The organism is Gracilimonas amylolytica (assembly GCF_002911695.1).
GTDB classification, from domain to species: Bacteria; Bacteroidota; Rhodothermia; order Balneolales; family Balneolaceae; genus Gracilimonas; species Gracilimonas amylolytica.
Genome location: NZ_PQBS01000023.1, coordinates 7,501 through 32,671 on the forward strand (window position 1 = coordinate 7,501; position 25,171 = coordinate 32,671).

15 protein-coding genes, 2 tRNA genes and 3 rRNA genes (1 of these 20 cut by a window edge) are annotated in these 25,171 nt (G+C 44.7%); 15 read left to right on the forward strand and 5 right to left on the reverse strand.

The window, feature by feature from the left end; all coding sequences use genetic code 11:
* A protein-coding gene (locus C3B73_RS05880; RefSeq protein ID WP_103664683.1) for an SIR2 family NAD-dependent protein deacylase crosses the window boundary here: on the forward strand, window positions 1-405 show its 3' portion. 306 nt of this gene lie to the left of the window's left edge; 405 of the gene's 711 nt are visible here — the last part of the coding sequence; its start codon lies beyond the left edge, outside the window; its stop codon occupies window positions 403-405.
* Window positions 405-1,262, forward strand: a complete 858-nt coding sequence (locus tag C3B73_RS05885; protein ID WP_103664684.1) for an SGNH/GDSL hydrolase family protein — start codon at window positions 405-407, stop codon at window positions 1,260-1,262. Before C3B73_RS05880 ends, C3B73_RS05885 begins: the two co-directional genes overlap by 1 nt.
* Here C3B73_RS05885 and C3B73_RS05890 read toward each other — a convergent pair.
* Together C3B73_RS05890 and C3B73_RS05895 are read right to left on the reverse strand one after the other, a co-directional pair.
* On the reverse strand, window positions 1,252-1,914 hold the full coding sequence (locus tag C3B73_RS05890) for a hypothetical protein (protein WP_103664685.1): 663 nt from the start codon (window positions 1,912-1,914) through the stop codon (window positions 1,252-1,254). The two genes, C3B73_RS05885 and C3B73_RS05890, sit on opposite strands and share 11 nt — an antisense overlap.
* A 55-nt stretch (window positions 1,915-1,969) precedes the next feature.
* On the reverse strand, window positions 1,970-2,665 hold the full coding sequence (locus C3B73_RS05895; RefSeq protein WP_103664686.1) for an SDR family NAD(P)-dependent oxidoreductase: 696 nt from the start codon (window positions 2,663-2,665) through the stop codon (window positions 1,970-1,972).
* A gap of 147 nt (window positions 2,666-2,812) precedes the next feature.
* Here C3B73_RS05895 and hisC point away from each other — a divergent pair, with 147 nt between their 5' ends.
* The 7 genes from hisC (at window position 2,813) to C3B73_RS05930 (ending at window position 12,948) form a co-directional block, all read left to right on the forward strand.
* Window positions 2,813-3,928 (forward strand): histidinol-phosphate transaminase, encoded by a 1,116-nt coding sequence (gene hisC / locus C3B73_RS05900; RefSeq protein ID WP_103664687.1) that lies wholly within the window; start codon window positions 2,813-2,815, stop codon window positions 3,926-3,928.
* 102 nt (window positions 3,929-4,030) lie between these two features.
* A complete protein-coding gene (locus tag C3B73_RS05905; RefSeq protein ID WP_103664688.1) occupies window positions 4,031-6,109 on the forward strand; it encodes a transketolase C-terminal domain-containing protein in 2,079 nt (692 codons plus the stop codon).
* A gap of 104 nt (window positions 6,110-6,213) precedes the next feature.
* Window positions 6,214-8,007: a histidine kinase dimerization/phosphoacceptor domain -containing protein gene (locus C3B73_RS05910; RefSeq protein WP_103664689.1), complete on the forward strand. Its 1,794-nt coding sequence runs from the start codon at window positions 6,214-6,216 to the stop codon at window positions 8,005-8,007.
* A gap of 170 nt (window positions 8,008-8,177) precedes the next feature.
* Entirely contained in the window at window positions 8,178-10,664 is a 2,487-nt protein-coding gene (locus tag C3B73_RS05915; RefSeq protein ID WP_232803034.1) for a PP2C family protein-serine/threonine phosphatase, read from the forward strand.
* A 42-nt stretch (window positions 10,665-10,706) separates the two neighbouring features.
* Window positions 10,707-11,717: an FtsH protease activity modulator HflK gene (gene hflK, locus C3B73_RS05920; protein ID WP_103664690.1), complete on the forward strand. Its 1,011-nt coding sequence runs from the start codon at window positions 10,707-10,709 to the stop codon at window positions 11,715-11,717.
* A 1-nt stretch (window position 11,718) separates the two neighbouring features.
* Window positions 11,719-12,666: a protease modulator HflC gene (gene hflC / locus C3B73_RS05925; RefSeq protein ID WP_232803035.1), complete on the forward strand. Its 948-nt coding sequence runs from the start codon at window positions 11,719-11,721 to the stop codon at window positions 12,664-12,666.
* Between the two features lie 78 nt (window positions 12,667-12,744).
* Window positions 12,745-12,948 (forward strand): hypothetical protein, encoded by a 204-nt coding sequence (locus C3B73_RS05930; protein WP_103664692.1) that lies wholly within the window; start codon window positions 12,745-12,747, stop codon window positions 12,946-12,948.
* A 144-nt stretch (window positions 12,949-13,092) separates the two neighbouring features.
* Here the strand turns inward: C3B73_RS05930 and recQ are convergent, their stop codons facing one another.
* The 3 genes from recQ to C3B73_RS05945 form a co-directional block, all read right to left on the reverse strand.
* Window positions 13,093-15,315: a DNA helicase RecQ gene (recQ, locus tag C3B73_RS05935; protein ID WP_103664693.1), complete on the reverse strand. Its 2,223-nt coding sequence runs from the start codon at window positions 15,313-15,315 to the stop codon at window positions 13,093-13,095.
* Window positions 15,316-15,893: 578 nt separating this feature from the next.
* Complete coding sequence (locus C3B73_RS05940) at window positions 15,894-17,231, reverse strand: ABC1 kinase family protein (RefSeq protein WP_103664694.1); 1,338 nt, start codon at window positions 17,229-17,231, stop codon at window positions 15,894-15,896.
* Entirely contained in the window at window positions 17,224-17,985 is a 762-nt protein-coding gene (locus C3B73_RS05945; protein ID WP_103664695.1) for a hypothetical protein, read from the reverse strand. Before C3B73_RS05945 ends, C3B73_RS05940 begins: the two co-directional genes overlap by 8 nt.
* A gap of 120 nt (window positions 17,986-18,105) precedes the next feature.
* On the opposite strand from C3B73_RS05945, the gene C3B73_RS05950 reads away from it, so the two are divergent.
* The 6 genes from C3B73_RS05950 to rrf all read left to right on the forward strand — a co-directional run bounded on the left by C3B73_RS05950 (window position 18,106) and on the right by rrf (window position 25,155).
* Entirely contained in the window at window positions 18,106-18,873 is a 768-nt protein-coding gene (locus C3B73_RS05950) for a queuosine precursor transporter (protein ID WP_103664696.1), read from the forward strand.
* Between the two features lie 833 nt (window positions 18,874-19,706).
* Window positions 19,707-21,230 (forward strand): 16S ribosomal RNA (locus tag C3B73_RS05960).
* Window positions 21,231-21,370: 140 nt separating this feature from the next.
* A tRNA-Ile gene (locus C3B73_RS05965) sits at window positions 21,371-21,444 on the forward strand.
* 13 nt (window positions 21,445-21,457) lie between these two features.
* Window positions 21,458-21,531 (forward strand) — tRNA-Ala (locus C3B73_RS05970).
* 473 nt (window positions 21,532-22,004) lie between these two features.
* A 23S ribosomal RNA gene (locus C3B73_RS05975) occupies window positions 22,005-24,907 on the forward strand.
* A 138-nt stretch (window positions 24,908-25,045) separates the two neighbouring features.
* Window positions 25,046-25,155: ribosomal RNA gene (gene rrf / locus C3B73_RS05980) — 5S ribosomal RNA — on the forward strand.
* The 16S, 23S and 5S rRNA genes sit together here with 2 tRNA genes alongside, the layout of an rRNA operon.
* Window positions 25,156-25,171: the final 16 nt, after the last annotated feature.

Sequence of the window (25,171 nt, forward strand, 5' to 3'; positions counted from 1 at the left end):
GTCCTACATTTACATGGAGAATTAAACAAAGCGAAAAGCAGCGAAGTTGATGACCATGTTATTGAGATCGGAGATCGACCTATAAAAATTGGTGACAAAGCGGCTGATGGTTCTCAGTTAAGACCTCATGTGGTTTGGTTTGGGGAGATGGTACCAAATTTAGAGATCGCTGCTGAGATGACTTCAAAGGCAGATATCTTGATAGTTATTGGAACCTCACTGGTTGTTTATCCTGCTGCAGGATTGATCGATTACGTAAAAAATGGAAGTGATAAATTTATCATAGATCCATCTGAGCCTGAATTCAGAGATTTACGAGAATGGCAACATATCAAAGAAAAGGCAGGGATAGGTACACCGAAATTAGTAGAAAATTTAATTACTAAAGTGAAAGAGACAGATTAATGGCAGAGCGTAAAGCAAGTGAAGAAGAGAAAGGAATATTAGAGCAATTCATGATCCCATTTTATCATGCAGAAAGAAGGGTTCCATTGTTTCCGGGTAAATCATCAACAGAATCTGAAGCAGGACTGTTTGGAATAACGGAAGAAGAGTTAAAGTCATTTCGGCAAAATATGAATGAAAATGCCAGGGAAGCGGCTTTAGAGATCCTTAAGGATGATGATATCGTAGATTGCCTTGATAAACTTCCGATTGACGGTGAAGAAACCATCGTAGCTTTTGGTGATTCCATTACGGAGGATGCTCAGGGCTGGTTCACAATTCTAAAGCATGTGCTGGAGATTTCAACAGAACATGCAGATTTCAATTTTATAAACGCCGGTGTTTCGTATAACACAACCAGTGAAGCATTAAGGCGAATAGATAGAGATGTGATCATCCATGAACCGGACTGGGTCATTGTAGCTTTAGGAACATTTGATGCTCAACGTTTGAATATTGCCCCTCAACGCACCTTACTTCCATTATCTGAAACCTGGGAAAATATAGAGACCATTCAATCGGTTTTGGAAGAGCGCGTTTCAAATCCGGTAATTTGGATCACTCCTGCTCCTGTTATCACTGAAATGCTGAATGAAAATCCTCTGTATGATTTCACGATTGAAAAACGTGATCTTAGTCAGGTGCAGGAATTGATCTCAGGAAAACAGGGGGCTATTATAGATTCAACAGCACGCCGAATGGGAGAAGGAGAACCTCAGGCCTGGAACTACCTGCCGGATGGCTTACATCATTCCCTGTCAGGACATATTGAGACCGTAAAAGCCATCATTAAAAAATTAGCTGAGCCTAAAGATTGACCTTTAGGTTTATAACGTCGATGGCCGGGGTGAATTTGGCCCGGATGTTTTCCTCTGAAAGATCTAAAGAAGAAAATACTGACGGAGAAAGGAACCCAATGCTGCTACCGTTTTCAAAAGCAAGAGCCATGAAACCATTTGCGGTGTTTGAGTTAGAATGAGCTGACGCCCCCGGAATGATCCTATCAGAGAGAATGAATGAATCTACAACACCAAAGCCAAAGCCGGCAATGGCACCGGCAGAGGCTCCATACTGAAGCCCTTTCACGATTGGTTCATTAGCGATCAGCATCACTGAGCTCGCTATGACCGAGCCTGCTGCGGCACCGTAAAATGTATCAAGCAGAACTATGATGGAAGAATTATTACCATCGTTGAATGTACCGGTGACGATCATAGAGCTTCCGTTGGTTTGGGAGATATCGTAGGCTCCAACTCCTATCCCATAGAGGGTACCCAAACCCACACCAATTCTAAGAGGTGCAAAATCAGAGTCGTTGGTTAAACCCATTACAGCTCCTCCAAGAAGTGTACCATTCACTGTACCGTTTAGTGTATTACCGGCAAGTAATTCAATGGTTTGTGCTTTAGCAAAGTTTGAACCGAAAATCAGTGTAATAAAAAGAATAAAACCCGTTGTAATTTTTTGCATACTGTACTGAAATTTTTAGATCAAATTTAGTGAATATAAAAAGGTAAAGCTAAACTTAGCTGGGATCGTTAAGAGCTACCGGTAACACTTTGCCGTTGTAAAATTGATGACCGTTTAAAATAAAATCAGCCACATATCCCCCCATCTGTTCAGGAGATACCGGGGCCTCAAAACCCGGAAAAGCTTCAGAAAGCATTTCAGTTTGAACGGCTCCGATAGCAAGGCAGTTCACGCTGATCTTGTCTTCTGCGAATTCAGCACTTAAGACTTCCGATAGCCCGATAACGGCCGCTTTTGCGGCTCCGTATGCTGAAAGTCCGGGAAATTTAAGGCTGCCCTGATATCCGGACATGCTTGATATATTAAGGATATGGCTTCCCTCCGTCATCAATGGTTTTAAAGCCTGAACCAATCGCACGATACCATATACGTTCACATCCATTAATCTTTGGAAAGAATCTATACCAGTCTCCATAAAAGATTCTCTGTGAACAAGACCCGCGTTATTTATTAATCCATCTATGCCATTTAAATGTTTGGCAGCTTCTGCAATATTCTGAATTTCATCAGGATCAGTTAAGTCAGCCACAACAGGAGTGATAGTACCGGATGGTGCATCAGCTGAAAGTTTTTGAAGGTTACTTTCAGTACGGGCAGTAGCAATTACGTTGTGTCCCTGATTTGAGAGTTTTAAAGCAGTTTGGTAACCAATTCCCCGGCTGGCCCCGGTAACAATGATCGTTTTTATCATAGTATAAAATGGTGAAATCTTACGTTAATTATTGGTATAAAAGCAAATGTAAATTGTTGGTTTAAGTTCCCTTTAGCTTGGAAAAAGCGCTTTTTTAGTGGTAAATTTCTAACCTATTAAATTCAAATTTAAAGTAAGGCTTAGTTAATGAATTCAAAAACCGGTAAACCGTTAGTTCCCAATAATATTGAAACGCTAAAGCCTTACGTTGCCGGAAAAACCATAGCTGAAGTTGTAGAACTGTACAAGCCCGAAAGGATCGCGAAATTAGCATCCAATGAAAACAGGCTGGGGTGTAGTCCAAAAGTAAAAAAAGCTATTGATGAGGCGTTTAACCAAATTCAGGATTATCCCGATCCCATTGCCCGGAAACTTAGGTCTGCGATCGCAGAGCGAAATGGTGTGAAACCTGGGAATGTGCTGTTGGCTTCCGGTTCAGAAAGTATTATCTCGATTTTGTGTAAAACATTTTTTCTGAATAAGGAAAATGCCATTACTGCAGATGCAACCTTCGTTGGGTTTTTTGTGCAGATCGGTGTGAGGGGAGTTCATCTCAAAAAAATACCGGTAACATCAGAGTATAAGTATGACCTGAAAGCTATGGTCAATGCCATTGATGAAAATACAAAGATGGTGTATGTTGCGAACCCGAATAACCCAACCGGCACTTACAACACAAAGAATGAATTTGATTGGTTTGTAGAAAACGTACCTGATGATGTGCTGATCGTTGTTGATGAAGCCTATTACGAGTATGCCAAGGATGTAGAAGATTATCCTCATGCTTTGGATTATAAAAAGGACAACATCATTGTGTTAAGAACCTTTTCAAAAGCTTACGGCTTGGCCGGATTTAGGGTAGGCTATGCGATAGCTGATGAAGAGTTGATCAAGAACATGATGAAGACCAAGCTAACTTTCGAACCTACTACATTGGGACAGGCTGCGGCCCTTGCAGCATACGGTGATGATGATTTTCTAGCCAAAAGTGTTGACGTGGTAGAACAAAGCAAGGAACGGTTGTATAAATTTTTTGATGATCATGGGGTCAATTATATGCCATCCATTTCAAATTCAGTTATGATGATTTTACCTACTGAGGAAGAAGCCATAGATTTTACGCAAAGCATGCTGGAAAAAGGGGTGATCCTTCGAAGAATTAATGCATTCGGGCTTCCAAACTGCATTAGAATTACGGTTGGCATGCCTGAAGAGATGGAACATTTTGAACGTTCGTTTTTAACCGTTACCGGTAAGGGATGAAAAGCTTGTTGAAAGCTGATTCAGTACTTTTTAGAAAATGAGTTAGTTCATAGCTAACTGTTGTTAATAGTTTTTTTGAACACTGCAAATTGAAAAGATATTATGGCCAAAAAGAAGTCGGCATCTAAGAAAAGTAAATCACCAAAAGTTGACTGGAAAAAAGTAGCACACCTCATGCTCACCTCTCGTGCTATGGATGAAAAAGAGGAAAATGAGTTGGTTCCAAATAAAGATGTGCTTTATCAATTTTCTGCGAGGGGGCACGAATTAGGACAGATCTTACTGGGGAACCTCCTAACCAGTAGTCATGATTCAGCCAGTGCTTATTATCGATCCCGTCCACTTTTGTTATCGCTTGGTTTGTCGGAAGAAGATGCTATGGCAGCACCCATGGGTAAATCCGGTGGGTACAGTGATGGACGTGATATTGGAGTGGTGTGTAACAAGCCGGATGCAGACGGTCCAAAGGTTTTACCAATGGCCGGAGATGTTGGTTCACAGTATACCCCGGCTATTGGGTGGGCTCAGGGCATCGAATACCGTAAAAATGTATTGGGTGAAAAAGAATATGAAAAGGCCATTTCTGTAATTCTTGGCGGAGACGGTTCAGTGGCAACAAACGGCTTTTGGTCTGCTTTGACCATTGCTACCACTCAAAACCTGCCGGTGCTATTTTATATTGAAGACAACGGATACGGGATCTCAGTGACGAGCGAGTACCAAACACCCGGTGGAAAGATCTCAAATAATCTTCAGTCGTTTAATAATCTGAAGATATATGATGGAGATGGAACGGATCCTGTGGAAGCAGCATCATTGCTTGAAGAGTCGGTTAATTATGTACGTGATAGAAAAGGCCCGGCTATGATCAGGTTAACGGTGCCAAGACTAAACGGGCATTCCTATCAGGATAATCAGGCTTATAAAGATGAGGATCTGATCAAGAAGGAGAAAGAAATGGATCCCCTTGAAAAGCTGAAAGCATTTATGGTTCCGGATCAGATCACTGAAAGAACCTGGAAGAACTGGGAGAAGAAGGCTCAGGAAAACATAGAGGAAGCTGCAAAGGCAGCACTGTCGCGGCCGGAACCGGATGCGGCTCAAACCGAAAAATTCGCATTTGCTGAAGATGAAGTTCAACAGATCGGAGGGCTGGCTGTAGAGGGACATGAATTCCCTGAAAGTTCTGAAGAACCTAAACCTGAAAAGCAGCGTATCAATATTGTTGAGGCCATCAGGCGAACCCTTAGGTACGAACTGGAAACCAACAAAAAGCTGATGGTTTTTGGTGAGGATGTCGGAAAAAAAGGTGGTGTACATGCAGCAACCATGGATCTTCAGTCCCAATTTGGTGAAGACAGAGTGTTTGACACAAGTTTGTCAGAAGAGGGTATCATTGGCCGTGCGGTAGGTTTAGCGTATCAGGGCCTGATGCCGGTTGCTGAAATTCAGTTTAGAAAATATGCTGATCCGGCTACGGAACAGCTAAATAACTGTGGAACCACGCGATGGAGAACGGCTAACCGATTCGCAGCTCCTATTGTGGTAAGAATGCCGGGTGGATTTGCCAAGTGTGGTGATCCATGGCACAGTATGAGTAACGAAGTGTTTTTTACGCATGCCATTGGGTGGCAGGTAGCTATGCCAAGTAATGCTGAAGATGCCGTGGGACTTCTGCGCTCTGCCATGAGAAGTAACAATCCAACGGTCTTTTTCGAACACAGAAATCTGCTTGATGCCAAGTACGCTCGTAAGCCCTATCCGGGAGATGAATTCGTTGTTCCCTTTGGTAAAGCCAAAAAACTGCGGGACGGTGATGAGCTTACCATCGTAACATGGGGAGCTATGTGTGAACGAGCCGAAGAAGCCGTTGATAAAACGGGTGTCTCCGCTGATGTATTGGATCTCAGGACTTTGATGCCCTGGGACAAAGAAGCTATTTTGAGTTCCATTCAGCGAACAAACCGATGTCTCATTGTTCATGAAGATAATCAGACGGCAGGCTTCGGAGCAGAGATAGCAGCAGTGCTTGTGCGAGAAGCATTCCAATACCTGGATGCACCCGTTGAAAGAATCACTATGCCTGATATTCCTGTTCCTTATAATGTTAGCTTGATGGAGTCAGTGTTACCAAACGTGCAAAAGATCTCCAATGCTATAGAAGATCTGCTTAGCTTTTAAGGCTGTTAAGAAATGTTACATGAGTCTTTTTTAATTTAGTAATTGTAGAGATTCCATAGTGCAATCAATACTTTGTGACGTCTTTACAATTACACCCATTTTCCTTGAGACTTAAAACAAAAATCGTCATCGGTTTCGTCTGTGTTAGCCTGCTATTAGCTGTTGTGGGTTTTGTATCAGATCATTATACAGGTGAAATTCGACAGGCCCAGCTAAATACCGTTAATGACGCATCAAGTGTGGTTATGCACACAGGGGAATTGGAAAGGAGCTTGTATCAAAGTCTCATTTTCCTGAATGGGATCCGGGAAGCCTATCAGATCGAGTCTACCTATTCTACGGTGCAGGAGTTACCGTCAGTTGTGGATCTCACCGAAAAGTTTGAAACTGAATTGTCGAGTTTTGAAGAGGCATTTACTAAACTGGAGGTACTGATAAATGAAAAGGAACAGTTGCCACAGGATCTGACGGATCTGTTTAAAAGTTATACGGTGTACCGATCCATAGCCAGGGAATGGTTAGAACTGGGAGCTGAAAATTCGGATCAGGCGAACTTAATGTTCATCACTTCCATTGAGCCCTATTTCAGAAATAACATCATACCTGAAATATCAAAAACCAGAAGGTATGCGCTGGATGTTCAGGAAGTTAGAAATCAGAGTTTAAATCAATCTTTAAAGGAAGCTTCACTTGTCAATTACATAGCTACAGCTCTGTCCGTATTATTTGCCCTGGTATTAGCGGTCTACATCTATAGATCTATTTCCGGTCCGCTTGAGAAGGTAAGTCGTTCAGCCAAAAAACTGGGTGAAGGTAACCTTGATGAACGTATTAATCATCGCACCAAAGATGAAATAGGGGAGCTGGCAAAAGCTTTCAATACAATGGCTGAAAGCCTTCAAAGATCAACGGTGTCAAAAGCTTATCTGGATAATATTATTGAGTCGATACAGGAAGCACTCTTTGTGGCCGATTCAGAAGGGAAATTAGTAAGAACCAATACGGCAGCTGCAAAACTGACCGGCTATTCAAATGAAGAAATGCTAAACAAGCCACTCACTCATTTATATAATGTCAGTGAAATGGGGACTGTGTATGAACAAAAGCGAAAGAGTGATCATAGTTTTGAATTCTCACTTAAGCATAAAAATTCTCGGACTATACCGGTCTTATTTTCCGAGGCGGAGTTGGTGGATAATAGTGGGACTAAAGTTGGCAGTGTGGCGGTGGCGAGTGATATTACCGAACGAAAACAGGCAGAACGCCGGATCAGAGAGTCATTAAAAGAAAAGGAAGTGATGCTGGCTGAGATCCACCACAGGGTAAAAAATAACCTGGCCGTAGTATCCGGCTTATTGCAACTACAAAGTTTCAATGCTAAGAATTCTGATGTTCAGAACGCCCTGGCTGACAGTCAGCTTCGGATTCAATCCATAGCATTGGTTCACGAGATGCTCTATGAGAATGAATCATTGGCTTACATTAAATATGATAAATATATCTCTGACCTCATGGAAGCCATCAGTAACATGCTTTTACGCGATGACCGAGTGATAAAGATAGAGACCAAAATTGATCCTCTGGCACTCAGTATCAATCAGGCTATACCATTTTCGTTGTTGATCACAGAAATAGTCGTGAATGCATTCAAACATGCATTTAGTGGAAAAAAGGAAGGAAAAATTGTCGTTGAAGTGAAGATGGAGGGTGATCTGGTAAGAATGAACATCACGGATGACGGGCAAGGGGTCGATATTCATGAATTCAATAACTCAGATTCTTTAGGGGCTACACTGATTAAAACTCTCAGCAGTCAGCTTAATGCAGAATTTAAGATCCTTGAAAGAGTTCAAGATTCCGGAAGCGTATTTCAGGTCACCTTCGAAAGAAAGGGGTAAGTAAATTTGCTTAAAATTGTAAGCAACAAAGCTGAATAAATATCGTAGCTTCATTCTGAGTTGAGTAAGAAAAGCTGAGTTATTTTAACTCGGAAATAGAATAGGGCAATTAACTTTTGATAGACAAGCGTACCTACATATTACTGTTTTGTGGTTTTGCGGGAATCATTTTGTTTTTTTTTCTGCGTCCGAACATCGATTATTTTGCATCAGGGGCAATCAGTGAAAGTAAGGATCAGGTAGAGCAGAACATAAAAGTTATGGCTCCTGAATTGGGGTTTTCGGCTGATTCGCTGGCTATAATGTCAATGAGGAAGCAGCACTTAAACTATTATGACATCCTTACTGACACAATGGGAAATGAGGTTGAGCCTGCAAAACTCAATCAGGCCGCACTGCATTTGCAAAGCTGGGAGTCAGTTCTCGGTACGCCCTTTAACAGCAGCAGTGCATTTGCATCAACCGAAGAGCTTTTTAAAGATGCAGGCAGCCTGAAATTCAATGTTTCTAATGCCGGACGGGTTATCAGAATGAGCAGTAATCCGGAAAGCCATAATCCTACTTTTGTTAAAGGTGATTCCTTACTTGCTCTTGCCTCTCATGTAGTTCAGGATATCTTTTCTTACAACCTCGATGAATATGAATTAACACAAGACCTGTTTGATACGAATGGTAATGTGATTAACGAGGGGCAAAATCCTCAACGAAATCTTTCAGAAAATTCATCCGGCGAAGCTCTTCGAATACAATGGGAGCGAAAAGCTGAAGTTGTAAACAGTCCTGAAACTCTAACCCTGGAATTAGTTCCTGTAGTTCGTGAGATTGATAGTGAAGCCGGGTTCAGGACTGAATTTGGGTTCAGCATTACTTCATTTGAGGCCAGAAATACCTTTGAACCACAAGAACTTTCTTCAAGTGGTGGAGAAGAATCCAACGATGAATTAGAGTTTTCCTATGTACTATTCTCAGTACTATTTATTCTGGTGATCCTGATCTTTGCCATTGGTACCAGGAATATTTTCAAAGGTAAAGTTGAATGGCGGCGGGCTTTGGCAATTTTTTTACTAATGTTTTTGGGTACTTATGGCTGGCGTGCGATCTTCTTTATGAATAGTTATGACCCGTTTTTGAGCAGTACAGGTGTATTTATTGGTACCATCAATAATTTACTTTTTGGATTGGTGGTAGGCCTGTATGCCTCACTTGCCTATATAAGCTGGGAAGCTTTAGCCCGGTCCCAAAATCAGAAACAAGTGGATCTGGTGGATGCCCTATGGCAGCGTAATTTCTTTCTGCGTGAAACCGGTGCAGGACTTGTACAAGGGATTGCATTAGGTGGAATTGTGATCGGTATGATGTCGGTCTTAGCCTATGCATTCTGTGTTGTTCTTGTACAGGCAGACAGTCAGTTTGGTTTTGCTGAAGCCGGTATCACACCTAAGGTATTGACGATCAACATGAGTGCCTGGACCGCTACCTGGTTGGTTGCTACCGGACAGATCGGCTTCATTTACTCCATTCTGAAAAGCTGCATCAAACGGGACTGGCTGGTAAGTGCCTTATCTGTGATCTTGATAGGCATCAGTATAACCGTATTAGGCCGGCTGATTGGTACAAACGGTTCGGTATGGACGGATATGGGAATCTATATCGGAATAGCCATAATTTTTGTTTATGCGATCAGAGAATTCGGATTACTTACTGTAAGTACCGCCTGGTGGTTTTTTACGGTTTTCTTTTTGATGCTACCGTATGTTGGCTCAGATTCACTCAATGTCAGCTATGTGGCATGGGGGCAATATGTGTTCATGGCTTTAATATTGATGTATGGATTTGTGATCAATAGGTATGGGCAATCAATTTCTGAGGTGGAAGTCTACATCCCGGAATACGAAGAGCGCATTAATCAACATCTCCGGGTTGAAAAGGAGATCGAGATCGCTCGAGAAAGTCAGCTAAAACTCATGCCCTTACAAGCTCCCAAGTCTGAAGCCTTCGATGTGTACGGGTTCTTCATGCCATCGTTTGAAGTCGGTGGAGATTATTTTGACTATATATTAACGGAAGATGAGCAGGGTAATGCAGAGGCGTTGACCATGACGGTTGTGGATGTTTCCGGAAAATCGATGCGTGCAGCTATGCCGGCTGTGTTTACCAGCGGGTTATTACTTTCCAGGATCAAACACGATTGCCCTGATGAAGTCCTGTCAGACATCACCGAACCACTGTTTGATCGAACCGATAAAAGAACGTTTATTACCTGTGTTCTTGCCCGATATGATATCAAAGCCCAAAAATTGGCTATCGCAAATGCAGGTCACTGCAGGCCAATATTAAAACGAAACGGCATTGCAGAATATATTCACACCCCAAAACCTTCATTTCCTTTGGGCATGCAGAAACATGTAAAATATCAGCGGGAAACGGTTAGCGTTAAAAAAGGGGATTTTTTCCTGCTTTACTCAGACGGATTACCTGAAGCAGTGAATGAAAAAGGAGAAAGATTTGGTTTTGATGAAGTACCAAGATTGATAGAATCGATTGACACCGATAAGCTGACAGCGAAGGAGATATCGAAAGAAATAAAAAGAACTATTCAAAAATTCAGTAACTATCAATTGGCTGATGATACCACTATCATATGCCTGAAGATCTAATAAGTGTATCTATTTCAAATAAAGAAAAATAAATAGTAAAACATGGCTCAAGAACAAGATTTTGAATTTAATGTGCCGCCTCAGTTTGAGAAAGTCACGAAAAATATCCGGATGATCATTGTCGGGTTGATCGTTTTATTTCTTGGATTCACAACATTTTTTACGGTAGATCCGGAAGAAGTGGGCGTGGTAGTGCGGTTAGGAAAATATGTGGAAACAGTAGAACCGGGACTTAATTATAAACTGCCGATCATTGATCAGGTTGAACTAGTTCCGGTAGAGCGACAACTGAAACAAGAATTTGGGTATAGAACGGTAAGTTCAGGAACTCAATCACAATATCAAAAAGCAGGATATGAAGATGAATCACTGATGCTGACCGGTGACCTCAACCTGGCTGATGTGGAGTGGGTGGTTCAATATCGTATCAATGACCCATACAGTTATTTGTTCAAGGTTCGAAATGCAGAGTCTACACTGTCTGATATTTCGGAAGCGGCCATGCGTCAGATCGTGGGTGACCGAACTGTGAATGAGGTACTGACCGTTGGTCGTGCCGAGGTTGCTATCGAGGTTCAAAACCTGATTCAGTCATTGGTTCAGGAATATGAGTTAGGTATTACCATAGAGCAGGTCGTGCTTCAGGATATCAATCCCCCAAACCCTGTAAAACCATCATTTAATGCGGTAAACGAAGCGCAACAGGAAAGAGAAACCCTGATCAATCAGGCCAAAGCGGATTATAACCGGGTTATTCCAAGAGCCCGGGGAGAGGCTGAAGAAACCATTCAGAGAGCCGAAGGTTATGCCTCCGAAAGGATCAACAATGCCGAGGGTGAAGTATCTCGTTTCAATGATCTTTATGCTGAGTATATCAAAGCGCCTCAGGTGACCAAACAACGAATATTCTTAGAAACCATGGAAGATATTATTCCTAAAATGGGTAATAAAACGATCACAGATGAAGGTGGAAATAACGTCCTCCCATTACTACAAATGCAGTTAGAAGGAGCAAGAACAACTTCTTCTCAAAACAATAATGGAGGTAACTAAGATGAAACAGGCTAAAGGAATTATTACTGCCGTGATCGGCGTCGTTATACTTTTAACGGCACTCGATGGATTCTACATTGTACATGAAACAGAACAGGTCATAATCACTCAATTTGGTGATCCTGTTGGAGATGCCGTGACTGATCCGGGACTTAAATTTAAGATCCCATTTGTGCAAACTGCCAACTACTTTGAAAAGAGGTATCTGGAGTGGGATGGTGACCGTAATCAGATTCCTACCAAGGATAAGAAATTCATTTTTGTGGATTCTTATGCCCGCTGGCAGGTTACTGATCCGCTGCAATTCTATCAACGACTTGGTAATGAGCGCGGGGCACAATCCCGCCTGGATGATATTCTGGATGGAGAAACCCGTAATGCGATAGCTGCTCACGATCTATTGGAGATCGTTCGTTCAAGCAACCGTGAACCGGACACGACCGGCGCTTTGATGCTGGAAGTGGTAGAAGATTCACTGGAAGACATCAATACAGGCCGACAACAAATTCAGGAAGACATTCAGGAACTGGCAAATCAAAGAGCTTCAGACCTGGGAATTCAGATCCTGGATTTTCGCATCAAACGAGTGAATTATGTGGAAGATGTACGGCGCACTGTTTATGATCGTATGATCTCCGAGCGTAACCGAATTGCGGATGAATTCCGATCGGAAGGTCAGGGGGAAGCTTCCCGGATCAACGGTGAGAAAGAAAGAGATCTGGCACGTATTCAGTCAGAGGCATTCCGTGAGGCAGAGATCATTAGAGGTGAAGCGGATGCCCGGGCAGCCGCTATCTACAACGCGGCCTATAATCGGAATTCGCAATCGCGTGATTTGTACTCATTCATAAGAACAATGAATGCTTACACTAAAACCATCGACAAAGAAACCAATATCATTCTTACAACAGACAGCGATTTCTTTCGCTATTTAAATAGCATTGATTAGGAAGTTATCAGCATAATGGTATTTTGAAGCACGGGTGAACAGCCCGTGCTTTTTTTGTGTAAACTAATTTTTCCGGTTATGAGTAAAAAAGAAATGGTTGCCAGGTTTATCGCAGGCATCATCCTGTTTGGGCCATTATATGGCATAGGCTTATACATCTTTTCCGAAACAGGTTTCTCTTGGTTTGAGACCATTTTTGTATCTGTACTATGGTCGCTAGGGATGGTTCTTATTGAGACCTTTTGGCAAAAGTGGAAGAAACCATTCAAACCTCAGGAATGATTTCCATTTTTAAGCCTAGTTACTTCTCGTTCCGAACGTCCCGTTCGGAATGCATACCTGAACCTCCGGTTCACAAAGTCTGGATTGATGGATAATGATAATTTCTAAATTTCACTCCACACGTTCTGCGTTGGAACTGACTTTCTACACTCCATTCTTCACCATCAGATATAGCTGCACGATCCTCAACTCATCATAAGAAACTTCCTCATTCAGCTCATCAAAAACCGGGCGTAGCATTTCATACCCATGTATATTAAATGCTTTTCGAACTTGCTGCATCTCAGTTTCATTAAGGGAAGAAATATCCAATAAATGATCTGCAGGAATAGACTCCCCGGCCTTTACAAACTTGATGAGGTTGCTGATCACGGTTCCCTCTTTAACATCAAAATGAGAAGCAATGTCTTGAACAGGCCTGTCATTTCGGAACATGTGTCCCACTTCGTAAGGCCGACTATTTTTACTTAGCGTTTTCTTAATCGGTTTATGTCTGGGTTGAGCCGATTTTGAACGTTCCTTAAGGTTATGCTGCCGGCTAAACTCCATGATCACATCTAAAAAATCAGTCCCATATTTCTTGGACTTTGCCCGACCCACTCCGTGGATCTTTAGCAAACTCTCTTCACTCTGCGGATAATAATAAGCCATCTCGATCAGCGTGCTGTCTCCAAAAATAACGAAGGGGGCAACTCCCTGTTTGCGTGCCAGCTCCATTCGTTTTTCTTTGAGCCTTTTGAACAAGTTCCGGTTGAAATCGAGTGATTCAATATCAGATTTTGACGATCTGGTTCGTTCTTTTTGAACCGGCTCCTCAATCACCCCAAACACATCCTGATTCCCTTTGAGAATTTCCATGGCCTTTGGTGTGAGCTTTAAACTTTTATGCTCAAATTCCCGAACAATAATATCCTGCTTCATCAGCTCCCGATACACCTGTTTCCACTCTGGCCGACTCAGGTTTTTCCCGATTCCATAGGTTGAAAGTTTATCGTGGTTGAACTTAAGCACTTCTTTCCGCCGTGAGCCGAGCAGAATATTTAAAATGTGATTGTAGCCGAATCTCTGTTCGGTACGCGCCATGGTGGAAAGGAATTTTTGAACCGGCACGGTAATATTTTCCCTTTCCGGAGTATCGCCCGTGCAGAAATCACACATACCACAATTTTGTTCATTAAAATGCTCCCCAAAATATCCCAGCAGCTTAATTCTTCGGCATTGGTGAGCTTCCACATAATCCATTAGTTTTTGCAGGTGTTCTTCTGCTATTCGCTGTTCTTTGGGATCTTCTTTTTTATCAATGAAATAGCGGATCTTTCCGGCATCCCCATAACTGAATAAAAAAAGACAATCGGATTGCAAGCCATCCCGACCGGCGCGACCAATTTGCTGGTAATACGATTCAATGTTCTTCGGCATATCGTGATGGATCACAAACCGCACATCCGGCTTATCAATGCCCATTCCAAAGGCGATAGTGGCCACAATGATATCCACTTCATCCCGAATAAACGCATTCTGATTTTGTGTACGGATGGATTCACCTAATCCGGCGTGATAGGGTAGCGCATTAAAGCCATTTGCGTTCAGATTTTGAGTAAGGTCATCCACCTGATTGCGGGAAAAACAGTAAATGATACCCGACTCCTCCTCATGCCGTCGTAGAAAATTAATGACCTGCTGCAGTGGATTGCTTTTGTTAACGACATCCAGATATAGATTCTTCCTATTAAAACTGGCAACAAAGGTGTTGGCGTTTGAAAGTCCCAGTGAATTGGCAATATCCTTTTGAACACGTGGAGTAGCAGTTGCAGTCAAACCAAGCGTGACCACATCATCAAATTTGGCTGTGACATTTGATAGCTGTCGGTATTCAGGACGAAAATCATGCCCCCATTCGGAAATACAATGCGCCTCATCAATGGCAATGCATTCCACATTTAAACCCGAGAGAAGATTTAAGACGTTACCTTTAAGTAAGGTTTCCGGTGCCAGGTAAAGTAGATCCAGTTTATTTCTTCGGATCTGATCCAATGTAGACTCATATTCCTGGGGTGAAAGCGAACTGTTCAAATAAGAAGCCGAGATCCCATAAGCGGTTAGCTGATCGACCTGATCTTTCATGAGTGATATAAGAGGAGAGACCACGATCGTCAATCCATCAAAAAGCAGGGCCGGGATCTGATAACAAAGGGATTTACCTCCGCCGGTGGGCATGATGGCCAGGGTATCCTTTTTATTAAGGACGTTTTGAATAATGTCTTTCTGCAGTGACCGGAATGCCTCAAACCCGAAAACTTCATGAAGTACGTGTTCCGCTTGTTTGATATCCGGCATGGTATCGGTAGTAGTTTGTGAATAATTCATCGTCTTTTTCTAAGGTAAGAGCTATGAATGCCGAATTCCTTACAGATTTTTTGAAAAATTATTAATTATAGGAAGGAGAATATGGTCCAACGTAGGGGTAATTCATGAATTACCCCTACGTTGAGAATGGTGAGATAGAGCTAATGAAATAGAACGCGAATAAAGCGGATGTTGCGGATAATCACGGAAAGGGATAGAAACACAGATCAGCGAAGATCTGCCCAATCCGTGTCATCGGCGCTCCATTCAGATGTTGCTACCGAAACGTAGGGCGGACAGCTTGTCTGCCCGGATGAAGTAAGCCCTAATTGCGTTGAACTAAAACGGACGGGCAAGTTGCCGTGCTACTTAGTCACTATATAAATTCCCTCATCCTGAAAGGATGAAATATGAATAACTCCGGGTGGAGCCTGCGAAACCCGGAGCTAAACCATGAACAAGCTGGCAACCCGATAGGGGTTGAACTAAATTCTGGTGACGATCGCTCTGCGTCGTCCCCTGTATACTACAAAGTAAAAGAATTAGGGTAGTTTAATACTGCAAGAGTACCCATCGGGAACATCCGCAACATCCACATTCTATTCGGATGTCTCCACAACTTCTCCAAAATCAACATTCAGCATTTTACTCAGTATATCTTTGCTTTTTGTGGTGTTGATGTGCGCCCCCATTTTCATCAGTAAGTTATAAAGTCCGAGGTGTACGCGAGTCGTGTATAAAAAGTGCTGGGAACCGCGCGGTTCATTCCCTATCGGCGCATCCTTGGTAAAATATTTAATGGTGTTTCGGTATTCTTCATTTCCAAAATCAAAAACCTCGTATTTATAGGGCTCAGCGAAGGTCATTCCATAATTGCGGGCAAACTTAAAATAGCGTTCCTCATTCTCAGGGTTATCTGAATCAGGGTTGATGACCTTGAGCTTCTCATAGAGGTCCCGGATGGCATCCTGGTCGTCATTCAAATGAGTGGGGAGCAACCGCAGGTAATCCATGAAAAAAGATCTTGGGAATTTCTTCACGCATCCAAAATCGATGACACCTAATTTGCCATCATAGGTAAAAAGAAAATTTCCGGGGTGCGTATCGGCGTGAACATAGTCCATATCCTGAATCTGCTGATGGAAGAAATCCCATAGCAACTGACCAAAATGATCACGGGTTTCCTGGTCCGGGTCTTCTTTAAGGAATTCTCCCAAATGCCGTCCTTCCAGATAGGTCATACATAGTACTTTATCGGTCGAAAACTCCTCGATCCACTCCGGCATCACGATGTTCAATCCTCCAAATCGCTCGCGAAAGAGATCAATTTGCTTTCCTTCCTTTATATAATCGGTTTCATCCAACAAAGTAGCTTTAACTTCATCAAAATACGGGTCGATGTTGGCACCCCTCTTAACGATACGTTTAACCAGGATCTTGGCAAGCCCCAGATCCGAATCGATGGTCTCCTGCACATTGGGGTACTGAATTTTAAAGGCCACTTTTCGTCCATCTTTCAACTCTGCTTTATGGACCTGACCGATGGATGCGGCTGCAAAGGCCTCCGACTCAAAATGCTTAAAGATCTGCTCCGGATAGCCACCCAATTCTCTCTTTATAATAGATCGAACCAGTGCTTTATTTATAGGTGGAACCGAATACTGAGCCTGGGTCATTACCTCGGCAAATTCTTCAGGCAGAAACCCCTGATCCATGCTCATGCCCTGAGCGATCTTCAGAGCGGTTCCCCGGAGATTGGTGAATTCCTTAAAGACCTCTTTGGCATTTTCGGTGTGGAAATCATTATCAGAATTACCATTCGACTGACCGGTCTTCTTTTTCAGATAACGCTTGGCGTAGTTGGTTCCAACCTTAATACCTGTTTTGGCAATTCGACTTCCACGCTCAAATTTTGATGAAGGAAAATCTTTACTCATTATCTTCGGATTCTTCGTTTTGGTTATCATTCTCTTCTTCATCTTCGATCTCGATTTCAACTTCATCAACAGGTTCATCTTCAAACCAACTTGAAACCCAGTCGTTGAAATCTTCCACTTGTTTATTGAATCCGAAAGCACTCAGAGAATATTTGGCCAGATCAAATCCTTTATCCACGATCCTTGAGTAAACAAGCTCTTCGATGAATCCGGTAATTTTATCTGTGAGGGCAAAGGTGCGTTCATGGTTATCACTCTCATCTTCCAGCCAGAATTTGACCAGATATAGATATTGAGTTTTCAGTGAGCTATAGAAGATATTGCCCATAAAAAATCCGGCGCTGGTAGCGATGTTACCATCAGATGTAAAGAACTCCCTGAAAAGGGATTTGACCTCTTCCTGGAAATCATTTTTTGAGGAACAGTTCCATTCATATTTCTCAAAGGTATCTTCCACAAATTCACGACGCTCACCCATCATATCAAATAAAGTGAATGCAAAGTTGGAAAGTTTTTCACCAATGGTGTAGGTATCGAAGTCGTCGATCTCGCTGATCATTGCCCGGTAGCGTATCACCAGCGATGGGTAATAGAATTTCAGGATCGCCTTTTTATTTGGAAAGAGGGAGTAGATCTCTGAAGCTGTTTTCCCGGTTTTTTTGGTGAGATTAGAGATCGTAAACCTGCCTTCTATATATAGGTCTATTGCGGCTTCGGTCAGCTCGATCTTGGTATTTAATTTCTGTGTATCCATGGTCTTCATTTATTTCAGTAGTAAAACGAATGCGGAAAGCTTTCAGTTCGTTGCTACGATAGAAATTGAAAATTTGTTTTGATTGGTTACTTTTGGGCGACTTATAAAATCATCTGATATATGGCGGAATCTAAAGATCAACAGCACAAGCGGGACGCACTCTTTTTATTTCTTTCCGGGATATTCCTGACAGCCCTGGTGCTGGGGAATGTGATCGGGACCACAAAGTTTGTGACTTTATTCAGTATGGAACTGCCCAATTGGCTGCGATCCATCACTCCATCTATTGTTCGGGATGAGTCTATATATACGATGAGTGTACCGGTAGGCGTGTTGGCCTATCCCTTTACCTTTTTAGCCACCGACCTGATCTCAGAATTATTTGGAAGAAAGAAAGCGCAGCTTGTAGTGTGGGTGGGATTCTTCATGAACTTCTTTATGCTGTTCTTAATGTCGGTAGGGCATTGGTTCCCGAATACCGGAGGAGTAAGCGGAGGTATACAATTATTTGAGGGCGTGTATGAATTCATGGTGGGGAATACCATTGCCAGTATGATCGCCTACCTGACCGCCCAAACTGTGGATGTTCGTCTGTTTCACTTCTGGAAGAACCTGACCGGAGGAAAGCATTTGTGGTTGAGGAATAATGCATCCACCATGTTTAGTCAGCTGGTAGATTCTACCGCTATTCTTTCCATCTTATACTTGGCAGGAAATCTCGGTGATAATATAAACTCTGTAGCTACACTTATTATTCTCATCATTAATTCCTACCTGTTCAAATTCTTCTTTGCTCTGTTTGATACCCCACTCTTCTATTTAGGGGTGAAGTTCTTGAAGCATTATGATGAAGATCCCTTTGGGAATAGTTTGTATGAAAGGGATTAAGAATTAACTTAAATTACCTGAGATCAACAGCGTTCATTCATAAATTGAATTAAGCGAACGAAAAGTACATGCTGAATATAATCCATTCCATAGTATCGGGCGAGGCAAAGAAGCTGAGAATCTACATATCTGTATTGATATGTACTATTGTTCCACTGATCTGGTCATTCTCGGTGTTAAAGAATCGGTATGATCAGAAAACCGTTGATTTTCCATCGGGGTTGTTAGATTGGTTTGCAGTGTCAGGATTTGGAATATTTTTATTGATGTTTCTTTTCGCGGCAATTTCATTTACAGTGAAAAAGACAGTTGATCCTGCGAAAGCGGAATAATCTGAATTTCTTAGCGAAATGTGAGCGTGAACCGTGAGCTCCGAATCTGATTTTTGTAGTCAAAATTTTGGATCTCGCTCATCTCCATCATTCCAAAATCAGATTTAAGCTCCATATTAATTTCACTTTTTGGAAGTTCGGTCTTTTAATTGGCTGGAAGGTTTGTTAGACAGTTTGGTAAAGGCCTCTTAGTGTGCTCATAATACGATTATGAGCAGCACAGAAGATTTAACAAAAAAAGTGAAATTAATTTCAAAAAATACTTGCGGTGAATAGGGTATAGCCCCTATCTTTGTAATCCTTTCAAGGAAACGAAAATCGCTGACCAAACAGATGTTTAGTCGGCATTTTTTTTCGCTGAAAGGTTTGTTCTTAGACATAATGAAGTATAGATCAGATTGTTTGTGCGAGCGAGAGCTTGTTCAATTCTTTGATGCATTAATTTGCATAGAAAATGACCAAGAGCGTAGGGTTAGCTCACAGAGTATATATTAGATATTTACAATGGAGAGTTTGATCCTGGCTCAGGACGAACGCTGGCGGCGGGCTTAACACATGCAAGTCGAAGGAGAAGGTAGCTGCTTGCAGCTGCTGGAGACTGGCGGACGGGTGAGTAACGCGTAGATAACCTGCCTATATCTGGGGGATAACATCTCGAAAGGGGTGCTAATACCGCATAATGCAGCGGGGCCGCATGGCCACAGTTGTTAAAGGTTTCGGCCGGATATAGAGGGGTCTGCGTACTATTAGTTAGTTGGTGAGGTAACGGCTCACCAAGGCGATGATAGTTAGGGGGTCTGAGAGGATGATCCCCCACACTGGGACTGAGACACGGCCCAGACTCCTACGGGAGGCAGCAGTGAGGAATCTTGCGCAATGGGCGAAAGCCTGACGCAGCCACGCCGCGTGCCGGAAGACGGCCCTATGGGTTGTAAACGGCTTTTGAATGGGAAGAACGTACGAGATTCGTCTTGTAGTGACGGTACCATTTGAATAAGCACCGGCTAACTCCGTGCCAGCAGCCGCGGTAATACGGAGGGTGCAAGCGTTGTCCGGAATCATTGGGTGTAAAGGGTGCGTAGGCGGGAGCCTAAGTCTGTGGTGAAATCTTGCCGCTTAACGGTAAAATTGCCATAGATACTGGGTTTCTTGAGTACAGAAGAGGTCGGTGGAATTCGTAGTGTAGCGGTGAAATGCATAGATATTACGAAGAACATCAGTGGCGAAGGCGGCCGGCTGGACTGTAACTGACGCTGAGGCACGAAAGCGTGGGGAGCGAACAGGATTAGATACCCTGGTAGTCCACGCTGTAAACGATGTATGCTAGTTGTTGGTCCTTTGGGGCCAGTGACGCAGTTAACGCAGTAAGCATACCACCTGGGGAGTACGTCGGCAACGATGAAACTCAAAGGAATTGACGGGGGCCCGCACAAGCGGTGGAGCATGTGGCTTAATTCGATGCAACGCGAGGAACCTTACCTGGGCTAAATCCACAGTGTTATCTCCCGAAAAGGAGAGTCCCTTCGGGGCACTATGGAAGGTGCTGCATGGCTGTCGTCAGCTCGTGCCGTGAGGTGTTGGGTTAAGTCCCGCAACGAGCGCAACCCCTGTGGTTAGTTACCAGCACGTAATGGTGGGGACTCTAGCCAGACTGCCTACGCAAGTAGTGAGGAAGGTGGGGACGACGTCAAGTCATCATGGCCCTTACGTCCAGGGCTGCACACGTGCTACAATGGATGGTACAATGGGTAGCCACCCCGCGAGGGGGAGCAAATCCACAAAGCCATTCTCAGTTCGGATTGGAGTCTGCAACTCGACTCCATGAAGGTGGAATCGCTAGTAATCGCGTATCAGCAATGACGCGGTGAATACGTTCCCGGGCCTTGTACACACCGCCCGTCAAGCGATGGAAGTCAGGAGTACCTGATGTCGCTCCAGCAAGGAGTGCCTAGGGTAAGCCTGGTAACTGGCGCTAAGTCGTAACAAGGTAGCCGTACCGGAAGGTGCGGCTGGATCACCTCCTTTCAAGGAGAGCGTTCCTGCAATATGGAACTACGACGCTACGCAAGCGCTCGTATCAAACAATCTGATCTGTACTTATTATATAGCGGGTGAACACTCGCCGCAGCCGGCGACCAACGCCTGTGCCGATACCCCGCTAAGCGGGGCTTGTAGCTCAGGTGGTTAGAGCGCACGCCTGATAAGCGTGAGGTCGGAGGTTCAAGTCCTCCCAAGCCCACAATTTAGTGCAAGGGGCTATAGCTCAGCTGGCTAGAGCACCTGCTTTGCAAGCAGGGGGTCCGGGGTTCGAATCCCCGTAGCTCCACACGAGTTTGACATAGTGAAGCAAGCGATACTGAGTGGCTGATTGAGGCCGCTGCAGGGTTGGCGGTTCCCCCGAACATCGGGGCCGTAGCTCCACACGAGTTTTTTGAGATTTTGAGGTAGTAAGACATGAGATGAGAGGATGCAGATCCCGGATGTTTTATACCTGTTCTTTAACAGAATGTTTGAGTTTGAGGCGTTGCCGGAAGGCGCGCGAGCAAGCAGACACGTTCCACACGCGAGAGTGTGGGTTCTTTGACATGATGAAAGCAATAGCAATAGTAAAAGGTCTGATATTGCTTACCTGCTTCGGTAGGTAGGTAATGGAAGATAGTAGTGCGTGCGTCCGATTGGGCGTGCGTGCTACGCCAAGGTATCTGGATGCGGTTCGTCCCACATCCAGACCACAATTGTAAACCAATAGCATGAAGTACTTATGTAGGCCGTGCGGCGGAGACGCCGTGCAAGCCATATAATAGAAGCATACTAAGGGCACACGGTGGATGCCTAGGCATACAGAGGCGAAGAAGGACGTGTAAAGCTGCGATAAGCTGCGGGGAGCTGCATAAGAGCAATGATCCGTGGATTTCCGAATGGGGCAACCCATCCGCCAATTGGCGGATACTCCTTTCGAGGAGGGCATACGGGGGGAACTGAAACATCTAAGTACCCCCAGGAGAAGAAAACAATCAAGTGATTTCCCAAGTAGCGGCGAGCGAACGGGAAGCAGCCCAAACCGGCTTCCTACGGGGAGTCGGGGTAGTAGGACCTGCGTAATCGAAGCGAGCTTAAGTCGAAACTGCCTGGAAAGCAGTCCCACAGAAGGTGAAAGGCCTGTAGGCGTACGGCGAGCGGAGAGGCGGGTATCCTGAGTAGCGCGAGGCCGGTGAAACCTTGCGTGAACCAGCCGGCACCATCCGGTAAGGCTAAATACATCTGTATGACCGATAGTGAACCAGTACCGTGAGGGAAAGGTGAAAAGAACGCCGAGAAGGCGAGTGAAATAGTACCTGAAACCGTGTGCTTACAAGCGGTCGGAGCCTCTCTTTGAGGGGTGACGGCGTGCCTTTTGTATAATGAGCCTACGAGTTGCTCCTGTTGTGCGAGGTTAAGCCCCTAAGGGGTGGAGCCGTAGCGAAAGCGAGTCTGAAACGGGCGAGCAGTACAGCGGGGCAGACGCGAAACCAAGTGAGCTATCCATGGTCAGGGTGAAGTGGGGGTAAAACCCCATGGAGGCCCGAACCGCCAGACGTTGAAAAGTCTTCGGATGAACTGTGGATAGGGGTGAAAGGCCAATCAAACTTGGAAATAGCTCGTACTCCCTGAAATATATTTAGGTATAGCGTCTGGTTTTGTCTCTCCGGAGGTAGAGCACTGATTAGGCTAGGGCCCTTCACCGGGTACCAACCCTAGACAAACTCCGAATACCGGCAGAGAGCCACCAGGCAGTCAGTGGCGGGGTGATAACGTCCCGTCGCGAGAGGGAAACAACCCAGACCACCAGCTAAGGCCCCCAAATGTATGTTAAGTTGAACAAAGAAAGTTGGGTTGCCCAGACAACTAGGAGGTTGGCTTAGAAGCAGCCATTCCTTTAAAGAGTGCGTAATAGCTCACTAGTTAAGCGGCCCGGCGTCGATAATACACGGGCATTAAACATACTGCCGAAGCTGTGGACTCTAATAGAGTGGTAAGGGAGCATTCCAGGGGCGCAGAAGCCGGATCGTGAGATCCGGTGGAGCCCCTGGAAGCGAAACTGTAGGCATGAGTAACGATAAGAGGAGTGAGAAACTCCTCCACCAAAAACCCAAGGGTTCCTGATCAACGCTAATCGGATCAGGGTTAGTCGAGACCTAAGGTGTAGCCGAGAGGCGAAGCCGATGGCAAACCGGTTAAATATTCCGGTACCGATTGTAGCGCCAGGCTAAGGCGTGACGCAGAAGTGACACTCCCGCGTGCTGACGAATGCACGTTAAAGGGCGTAGGCCGGGGGGCAGGCAAATCCGCCTCCCATTAAGGCTGAACCCCGACAGTACTGTGAGCCTGCGGGCAAGCAGATAGTGGAGGTAATCCCGCTGCCGAGAAAAGCGTCGTAGTTTGTTACAATCGCTCGTACCCCAAACCGACACAGGTGGGTGAGGAGAGTATCCTAAGGTGCTCGAGTAATTCATGGCTAAGGAACTAGGCAAATTCGATCCGTAACTTCGGGAGAAGGATCCCCCCTGGTCCGCCTTATGGCGGATTGGGGGGCGCAGTGAAAAGGCCCAAGCGACTGTTTACCAAAAACACATGTCTCTGCCAAGCCGCAAGGCGATGTATAGGGACTGACACCTGCCCGGTGCTGGAAGGTTAAAGAAGGGGGTTAGCTTCGGCGAAGCCCTTGACTGAAGCCCCAGTAAACGGCGGCCGTAACTATAACGGTCCTAAGGTAGCGAAATTCCTTGTCGGGTAAGTTCCGACCTGCACGAATGGTGTAACGACTTGGGCACTGTCTCAGCCATGAGCTCGGTGAAATTGTGGTATCGGTGATGACGCCGATTACCCGCAGCGGGACGAAAAGACCCCGTGAACCTTTACTACAACTTTACATTGGCTTTACCGGTTACATGTGTAGCATAGGCGGGAGACACTGAACCCCCTTCGCCAGGAGGGGGGGAGTCGCCCAGTGAAATACCGCCCTTGTAACAGGTGAATTCTAACCCTGCAGAGCGGGGAACAGTGTATGGTGGGTAGTTTGACTGGGGCGGTCGCCTCCTAAAGAGTAACGGAGGCTCCCAAAGGTACCCTCAGCACGGTTGGCAATCGTGCGTAGCGTGTAAAAGCATAAGGGTGCTTGACTGCAAGACATACAGGTCGAGCAGGAACGAAAGTTGGGTTTAGTGATCCGGTGGCACCGCATGGAAGGGCCATCGCTCAAAGGATAAAAGGTACTCCGGGGATAACAGGCTTATCTCCCCCAAGAGTTCATATCGACGGGGAGGTTTGGCACCTCGATGTCGGCTCATCGCATCCTGGGGCTGGAGAAGGTCCCAAGGGTATGGCTGTTCGCCATTTAAAGCGGTACGCGAGCTGGGTTCAGAACGTCGTGAGACAGTTCGGTCTCTATCTGCTGTGGGCGTAGGAATATTGCGGAGAGCTGCTCCTAGTACGAGAGGACCGGAGTGGACGCACCGCTAGTGTACCTGTTGTGTGGTCGCATGCATCGCAGGGTAGCTATGTGCGGAAGTGATAAGCCGCTGAATGCATCTAAGCGCGAAGCACGCTCCAAGATAAGTATTCCCTAAGAGCCTCCTGGAAGACGACCAGGTAGATAGGCGACAGGTGTACGCACAGTAATGTGTTTAGCCGAGTCGTACTAATTAGGCCACAGGCTTTATTTATATGGTTTGCACGGGTCCCCGTGCAAGCCGCTAATAAGCAGTTTATAACACCCATCTTCCCAGACCCTCTTTACCACGCTATTGCCTCATCATGTCAAAGAACATCCCTTAAACGGGAAAACACATACTGATTTTATTGAAGGTGACTCTAGCGCAGGGGTCCCACCCGTTCCCATCCCGAACACGGCCGTTAAGCCCTGCAGCGCCGATGGTACTGCCACAAGCGGTAGAGTAGGTCGTCGCCTTCTTCCTTTTTATATAAGC

Bases quoted from the DNA above. Each gene is read 5' to 3' on its own strand.
- C3B73_RS05905 (WP_103664688.1), top strand. From the start codon at position 4,031: ATGGCCAAAAAGAAGTCGGCATCTAAGAAAAGTAAATCACCAAAAGTT.
- C3B73_RS05895 (WP_103664686.1), bottom strand. From the start codon at position 2,665: ATGATAAAAACGATCATTGTTACCGGGGCCAGCCGGGGAATTGGTTAC.
- recQ (WP_103664693.1), bottom strand. From the start codon at position 15,315: ATGAATTATTCACAAACTACTACCGATACCATGCCGGATATCAAACAA.
- C3B73_RS05885 (WP_103664684.1), top strand. From the start codon at position 405: ATGGCAGAGCGTAAAGCAAGTGAAGAAGAGAAAGGAATATTAGAGCAA.
- C3B73_RS05940 (WP_103664694.1), bottom strand. From the start codon at position 17,231: ATGAGTAAAGATTTTCCTTCATCAAAATTTGAGCGTGGAAGTCGAATT.
- C3B73_RS05950 (WP_103664696.1), top strand. From the start codon at position 18,106: ATGGCGGAATCTAAAGATCAACAGCACAAGCGGGACGCACTCTTTTTA.
- C3B73_RS05930 (WP_103664692.1), top strand. From the start codon at position 12,745: ATGAGTAAAAAAGAAATGGTTGCCAGGTTTATCGCAGGCATCATCCTG.
- hisC (WP_103664687.1), top strand. From the start codon at position 2,813: ATGAATTCAAAAACCGGTAAACCGTTAGTTCCCAATAATATTGAAACG.
- hflK (WP_103664690.1), top strand. From the start codon at position 10,707: ATGGCTCAAGAACAAGATTTTGAATTTAATGTGCCGCCTCAGTTTGAG.
- C3B73_RS05890 (WP_103664685.1), bottom strand. From the start codon at position 1,914: ATGCAAAAAATTACAACGGGTTTTATTCTTTTTATTACACTGATTTTC.
- C3B73_RS05945 (WP_103664695.1), bottom strand. From the start codon at position 17,985: ATGGATACACAGAAATTAAATACCAAGATCGAGCTGACCGAAGCCGCA.
- hflC (WP_232803035.1), top strand. From the start codon at position 11,719: ATGAAACAGGCTAAAGGAATTATTACTGCCGTGATCGGCGTCGTTATA.